Genomic DNA, 5,898 nt, shown 5'->3' on the forward strand with positions numbered 1-5,898 from the left:
CTGAAACATATCGTTTATTTTTTATTACGCCACACTGGCGTTTTTTTATTGTTGTCATTGCTGGCCGTCATGACGGGCTGTAGTACAACTCCGCCAGTTCAGACTACTACAACAGACCGTGCCCAGCTCCCCAAACCGACAGTTGAAGCTTTTTATTACGATGAAATCCAGGCCATGCTGCTGCTTTATCAACAACATGAAGCTTGGCAAGGCACACCTTATCGCCTTGGTGGAGTGAGTCGTTCTGGGATTGATTGTTCCGCTTTTGTGCAAATCACCTTCCGCGAATTGTTTAGCGTGGATTTACCTCGAACCACCGATCAGCAATTAAGAGTGGGTCAACCGATTAATCGAGCTCAACTACAATCCGGCGATCTGGTGTTCTTTCGTAATGGGCGACATGTCGGTATTTATGTGGAAGATCACAAATTTTTACATGCTTCCACACTCGCGGGGTAATGATTTCCAGTTTAAAAAACACTTATTGGTCTCGAAACTTCTGGCAGGCGGTCACAGTACGTCGTTGAGATAGCTTCGCTAACTACTGGTTGCTGATATCATAAGCACGATTTCGCATTCGATAGCCGAAAATTTCAACTGGTTTAAACGGCTTTATATGCGATCACTCATTATCAGCGGAAAACAACTGTGACCAAAACTGCAGCATTGTCTCAACAAGAGTATCTGGAAAAATGTAAAAGTGCTGCCGGCAAGGGCAATGCAATTGCACAAAACACTCTAGGTTTTCTCTATCTCAACGGTCAAAGCGTTGAACAGGATTATCAGCAAGCAGCAAAATGGTTTCGTCACGCTGCCGACAATCACTATGCACCTGCCCAATTTAACCTTGCCATCATGTACAAACTTGGCCAGGGTGTTGAACAAAATCACACTGAATCGATTAGATGGATGCAGCTTGCTGCCAACCAAGGTTATGCCGAAGCACAAAGTAATCTTGGCAATATGTATTACCAAGGTTTAGCAGTGATGCAGGATTACCAAATGGCTTATATGTGGTGGTCTTTAGCTGAACAAAATGGTGTTGAAGATCTTCAACATATCAAAGCCGTTTTAATCAAAAAAATGACTGAAGCCGAAATTAATCAGGCCGAACAATCTATTAAACAATGGCAAAACAAGCAATAATCACCAACCCAAAATCGTTAATTACCAACGATACTTCGACAGATTGATTTTATTGCCATTAAATTCAATCCCTTCTGTTTGCAGTAAGCTTTTTTGCCGTTGAAAAGCTGCACTGCCGACCGGAAAAGCAATTTCACCTTTGGCATTAATCACCCGATGCCAAGGCAATTCAGAATCATCGGGAAGTTGTTTTAATGTCGTGCCCACGTAACGCGCATGACTTGGATAGCCACAAAGTATGGCAATTTGACCGTAGGTCGCGACTTTTCCCTCAGGAATTAATGCCACCACCTGCCAGATAATTTCGTTAAGTGTTAACTGATTCAAATGACTTTTCTCACTCTCTATCGTTTAACTGCAAGCTTAAAATCTTTCTCATTGAGCTGTTGTCTATTGAACTCAACGACAAGTTTCATCACACTGACAGCTACGCCAGTCTCCGCACTACGTTAAGGAATATTAATCATGCTAAATGTTTTTCGTTCATCCATGTTTTTTGTCAGTGTCGTGCTGTTTAGCAGCAACGCTTTGGCAGAGAAGCCTAATTTGCAACCCGGACTTTGGGCATACACCAGCAGTACGACCATTGAGGGCCCGATGAATATGCCACCGCAAAAGAACAGTAATCAGGAATGTCTGACACAGGCACAACTGGATAAAGGCATCGATGTGTTGAATATTCCGAAAAGTTGTAATGTGACACAGGCTGATATCAAACGTGACCGGGTTGATTATGCCGCGTCCTGCAACATGGAAGGCATGACAACGTTGTTTAAAGGCTATGCCACCTTCCATGGAAATCGTCTCGACGGCAAAATGAGCAGCGATATGAATACGCCGCTCGGCCCGATGGTCATGAAGACCGACTATCAAGGTGAACGAGTTGGTGAATGTTCACCTTAAGCTATAGATAAATAAAACGAATGTTTTAGCCATTCTGATTTTATTGTCAGGACAAACACCCCATTTTCAACACAATCTGCTTGAAATGGGGTGTTTTATTATCCGCATGGCAAACTATTTAACAGGCCATTATCGATAGCTTAAATAAACTCTTCCGTCGTTTCCTCTTCGTATTAAAATCACTCAACCCATTGAACTTTTTGCTAAAACAAATGCCTTTTGCTATAGCTGGTTGAATTCCAACTTTCCGGTTTCAGGGAGGTGGTTTGATGTGGCGTTTACTGTCGATATTGTTTGGCTGCATTTTCATGATGCCAGTTCACGGCGTTATCCATGGTGAACCTATGCCCATTGAGCAGGTTTCAACAGGCCAACTTCATGTTGAGCAACTCAAATGGTACGGCGGCACCAACACTCAGGTGACTGAACATGATGAATGTAGTTCGGTTGTGGTTGGCACTCACCCCCTCACTGTTTTAACTGTTTCCCATTGTTTACGTGATTCAAAAATAAACCCGATTACCCGAACTCCCGTGGTCAAAATCTTTTTAGGTAGACCCGTTCCGGCTATACGTGCTGCACTTTATAATCGGTTTAATGATGTTGAAAACAATCTCGCTGCCGATCTGGCTGTTTTGATATTTGATGGTGATGCACCCGAAGGCATTGAGGCGATTCCTGTCGTTAATTCGCTAAGTGCTTCTCAAGCTTTGTTATGCGGCTATGGTCGTGGTATTGATGATCATCAGATTGAGAATCCACGTTGCGCCGTCAAACCGCTGTTATCCGCTGAAGAAGACTTTTATCAGTTTGTCCCACAATTTTATGAACAACTCGATCCACTATTACACCTGCAATTTCGTGCCCAGTTTTTAGCTAAACACGCGATGATAAGCTCCCCCTCAGCATTGCTAGCAGTAAGTCGGGTGCAAAATGAGCGCTATCAATTTGAGTTACCGATGCCAACTCGAGGAGATTCCGGCGGGCCGTGGATCGTTAATCTGCAAAATGGCCAGCAAGGCGTAATCGCTCTGACCAGCTTTGTCGAAACCTTCTATCGTAAAAATAAACAATGGCCTTTTTTTAACGAAAATCGTGCTCCGCTGATGGATTTTCCTTATGCCGCCTTTGGGGTTCGCTTGGATACCGTGGAAGCTCAAGCCTTATTTACTCGGGCGCGACTTGAAGGCGCAGATATCCATATGTTGTCAGAGTGACATTGCCAACTAGACAATATCTTGCAGGCTATTAAGCTTAAAGCCTTGCGCCAAAAATCAATGCTAAGCTATCACTAAACTTACCGTAAAGAGAGTAAAAAATGACACTCGCAAATATCTATCAGCTGACTTTTTCCGGCTTGTTTTTCATCTTGCTGACCTTACTGGTGCAATGGTTTATTGCCAGTAAAACCAAAGCCTCACAAGCCGGTGCCATACCTGGCAAGATTGCTGAAAATCTTAGTCATGATTCGTTTGTGTTCAGAGCTCACCGCACTTTTATGAACTCATTGGAAAATTTGCCACTGATGTTGGGCACCACCTTTATGGCTATTTTAATCGGCACTAATGCATTATGGACCGGCGTGTTTATCTGGATTTTTGCCATTGCCCGAATTATGCATATGGCTTTGTATTACGCCATTGCTACCGAAAAAAATCCCAGTCCAAGAACCGTGTTTTTTATGATTGGCCTGCTGGCTAATGTAGCCTTATTACTGCTATGTGGGTTTGAACTGTTTAGCTAAATTCACTTAGTTAATATTGCCTTCGCCAGGACTGTACTTCGTAGAAACCACACTATTGGCAATAAGCGTGTCACATTTCAAAACACCGGAAACATCAGTCAATGGTGTATCTACTTTTAGATTAGATGCCGCCAAACTTAATCGATTGGCTTGCAGCGATATTTTGCTAGCTGAAATACTGATTCCACCATCTGCGGTGAAAGTCACTTGTTGCCCAAAGCTGGTGACAAAAGTTAACGAATTATTCTCCAATGCGAGTGTGATCTCAGTTTCGGCATTTAAGGCAATTTTTAATGAACTATTCTGCTGTTCGGCATCGAATGTCGCTGACTTTTTCCGATGTATCAGCAGCGCGTCAATCTTTGAATCATCTGCTAAATACATCACTTCATCACCTATCGAATGAATAGCTTTTATTTCCACAGCACCCAGCGGAAGATTATTTACCTTGGCCCATAATTGTTCACCGGTGGTAATTGTTTGGACTAGTACGCGTCCTTGTTGTAATGGGTCATCGATAGATACCACCAAACCGCGATGTAACGCTAAACTGCTTGCCATATCCGACTCCTAGTTTTGATAATCCAGTTATCGTGAATCATAGGCTTTTTCAGATAAAAGCAAAGACATCACCCAAGCTTTTTCGATTGAATCTATAAGCTCCATTTTTTATCAGCAGACAATCGCATAGGGTTTGAAATAGAATTTTCATAACACTTAACAGTGAGAAATGCAGTGATACGAACTTTTCGAGGTAAACAACCCAAATTAGGCGAACGGGTTTGGGTCGATGACAGTGCTGTTATTATTGGTGATGTCGAAATCGGTGATGATAGCTCGGTCTGGCCGCTAGTATCCATTCGTGGTGATATGCATCAAATCCGCATTGGTGCACGCACCAGCATTCAGGATAATTCATGCTTGCATATCACGCATGCCAGTGAGTTTAATCCTGAAGGCCATCCTTTAACCATCGGTAATGATGTCACGGTGGGTCATATGGTGATGTTACATGGCTGCACGATTGGTAACCAGGTGTTGGTGGGTATGTCGTCGACCATTTTGGATGGTGTTGTAGTAGAAGACAAAGTGGTTATCGGTGCAGGATCATTGGTGCCACCAGGGAAAAAACTCGAATCCGGTTATCTGTATCTCGGCTCACCAGTAAACAAGTTCGACCGCTAACTGAGGCCGAACTGAGTCATTTTCACTATGCCTGCCAGAATTATGTGAAGTTAAAAAACGAATATCTGAATAACGATGACTAAGCCGCCAGTTGTTTAAGACGTTCGCTGATCGGCTCCTTCTTAGTTAATAGTTTCTGAATATCTGTTGATTCGAATTCAACAATCTCGATGCATGACTGAGGAAAATTATCCGCCAACTCATCCTTCAGCATCGCATCAGCAGCATACCTGGCCATATTTACAACTGCTGCCAATTGACCAGCTTCCTTATCAGTCGACGGCGTTTCAAGATGCTGAATTGTCTCAATGACCAAAGCCGGCATACGCCAGCGAATAACGATCATCTGCGAAACGGTCAGCCAATATTTATCTTCCAGCTGATGAACAATTTCATCACTCAAAGGCAAAGTTCGTTGCGCAGCAACATCAATCAGCGTTTGCAGCACCGCTGGGCGACCAATTGAATGAATCAATCCCGCCAGAAAAGCGACTTCGACGTTCACATTGCAATGGCTGGCAATTTCCTTAGCCCACAATGATGTCGCCAACGCCTGCTGCCAGATGTCAGCTGCATACTCCTCATAGCCCGGGGTATTAAATAATTTCGCATTGAGTACGGCGCTAATGGCGATTTCACTGATAGTTGTCATACCCAGTCGGGCAATGGCTTGTTGTAGTGAGGTCAGATTTGCCATCGGGGTATAAGCCACCGAGTTGGCAATGCGCATCACATGGCCAGCGAGTGACGGATCACTTTGAATCAACTGTGCCATTTGACTAGCATCAGATTCTTTATCATTTGCCAGCATAAAAGCTCTATTTGCTACTTCAGGAAGAACAGGAACCTCTACAAAGCCCTCTGCAATTGCCTGATTTAATAGATCTTCCAGTTCCGGTTCTGCGTGCTGATTATCTTCT

8 protein-coding genes and 1 pseudogene are annotated in these 5,898 nt (G+C 43.5%); 6 read left to right on the plus strand and 3 right to left on the minus strand.

Annotated elements, in window-relative coordinates; genetic code table 11:
• On the plus strand, positions 1–459 hold a 459-nt coding region (locus A9E74_RS13195; RefSeq protein ID WP_245652174.1), incomplete at its 5' end, for an NlpC/P60 family protein.
• 189 nt (positions 460–648) lie between these two features.
• A complete protein-coding gene (locus A9E74_RS13200; protein WP_069297068.1) occupies positions 649–1,146 on the plus strand; it encodes a tetratricopeptide repeat protein in 498 nt (165 codons plus the stop codon).
• 21 nt (positions 1,147–1,167) lie between these two features.
• Here the strand turns inward: A9E74_RS13200 and A9E74_RS13205 are convergent, their stop codons facing one another.
• Positions 1,168–1,473: an MGMT family protein gene (locus tag A9E74_RS13205; RefSeq protein ID WP_069297069.1), complete on the minus strand. Its 306-nt coding sequence runs from the start codon at positions 1,471–1,473 to the stop codon at positions 1,168–1,170.
• A 138-nt stretch (positions 1,474–1,611) separates the two neighbouring features.
• On the opposite strand from A9E74_RS13205, the gene A9E74_RS13210 reads away from it, so the two are divergent.
• The 3 genes from A9E74_RS13210 (at position 1,612) to A9E74_RS13220 (ending at position 3,793) form a co-directional block, all read left to right on the plus strand.
• On the plus strand, positions 1,612–2,049 hold the full coding sequence (locus tag A9E74_RS13210; RefSeq protein ID WP_069297070.1) for a DUF3617 domain-containing protein: 438 nt from the start codon (positions 1,612–1,614) through the stop codon (positions 2,047–2,049).
• Between the two features lie 269 nt (positions 2,050–2,318).
• On the plus strand, positions 2,319–3,266 hold the full coding sequence (locus A9E74_RS13215; protein ID WP_069297071.1) for a trypsin: 948 nt from the start codon (positions 2,319–2,321) through the stop codon (positions 3,264–3,266).
• A 101-nt stretch (positions 3,267–3,367) separates the two neighbouring features.
• The gene (locus tag A9E74_RS13220; protein WP_069297072.1) at positions 3,368–3,793 is read left to right on the plus strand and encodes an MAPEG family protein; all 426 of its coding nucleotides are present in this window, start codon (positions 3,368–3,370) and stop codon (positions 3,791–3,793) included.
• A gap of 6 nt (positions 3,794–3,799) precedes the next feature.
• On the opposite strand, the gene A9E74_RS13225 is transcribed toward A9E74_RS13220, so the two are convergent.
• Complete coding sequence (locus A9E74_RS13225) at positions 3,800–4,354, minus strand: hypothetical protein (RefSeq protein ID WP_069297073.1); 555 nt, start codon at positions 4,352–4,354, stop codon at positions 3,800–3,802.
• A 174-nt stretch (positions 4,355–4,528) separates the two neighbouring features.
• Between A9E74_RS13225 and A9E74_RS13230 the strand changes: the two are divergent.
• Positions 4,529–5,061: pseudogene (locus tag A9E74_RS13230) on the plus strand (gamma carbonic anhydrase family protein).
• On the opposite strand, the gene A9E74_RS13235 reads toward A9E74_RS13230, so the two are convergent.
• Positions 5,058–5,898: HDOD domain-containing protein (locus A9E74_RS13235; protein ID WP_069297074.1), on the minus strand; the 841-nt coding region annotated here is incomplete at its 5' end. The pseudogene A9E74_RS13230 and the gene A9E74_RS13235 sit on opposite strands and share 4 nt — an antisense overlap.

This window comes from Methylophaga muralis, from assembly GCF_001720165.1.
Lineage (GTDB): Bacteria > Pseudomonadota > Gammaproteobacteria > Nitrosococcales > Methylophagaceae > Methylophaga > Methylophaga muralis.

Coding starts and splice junctions, on each gene's coding strand:
- A9E74_RS13210 (WP_069297070.1), top strand. CDS start 1,612: ATGCTAAATGTTTTTCGTTCATCCATGTTTTTTGTCAGTGTCGTGCTG.
- A9E74_RS13215 (WP_069297071.1), top strand. CDS start 2,319: ATGTGGCGTTTACTGTCGATATTGTTTGGCTGCATTTTCATGATGCCA.
- A9E74_RS13220 (WP_069297072.1), top strand. CDS start 3,368: ATGACACTCGCAAATATCTATCAGCTGACTTTTTCCGGCTTGTTTTTC.
- A9E74_RS13225 (WP_069297073.1), bottom strand. CDS start 4,354: ATGGCAAGCAGTTTAGCGTTACATCGCGGTTTGGTGGTATCTATCGAT.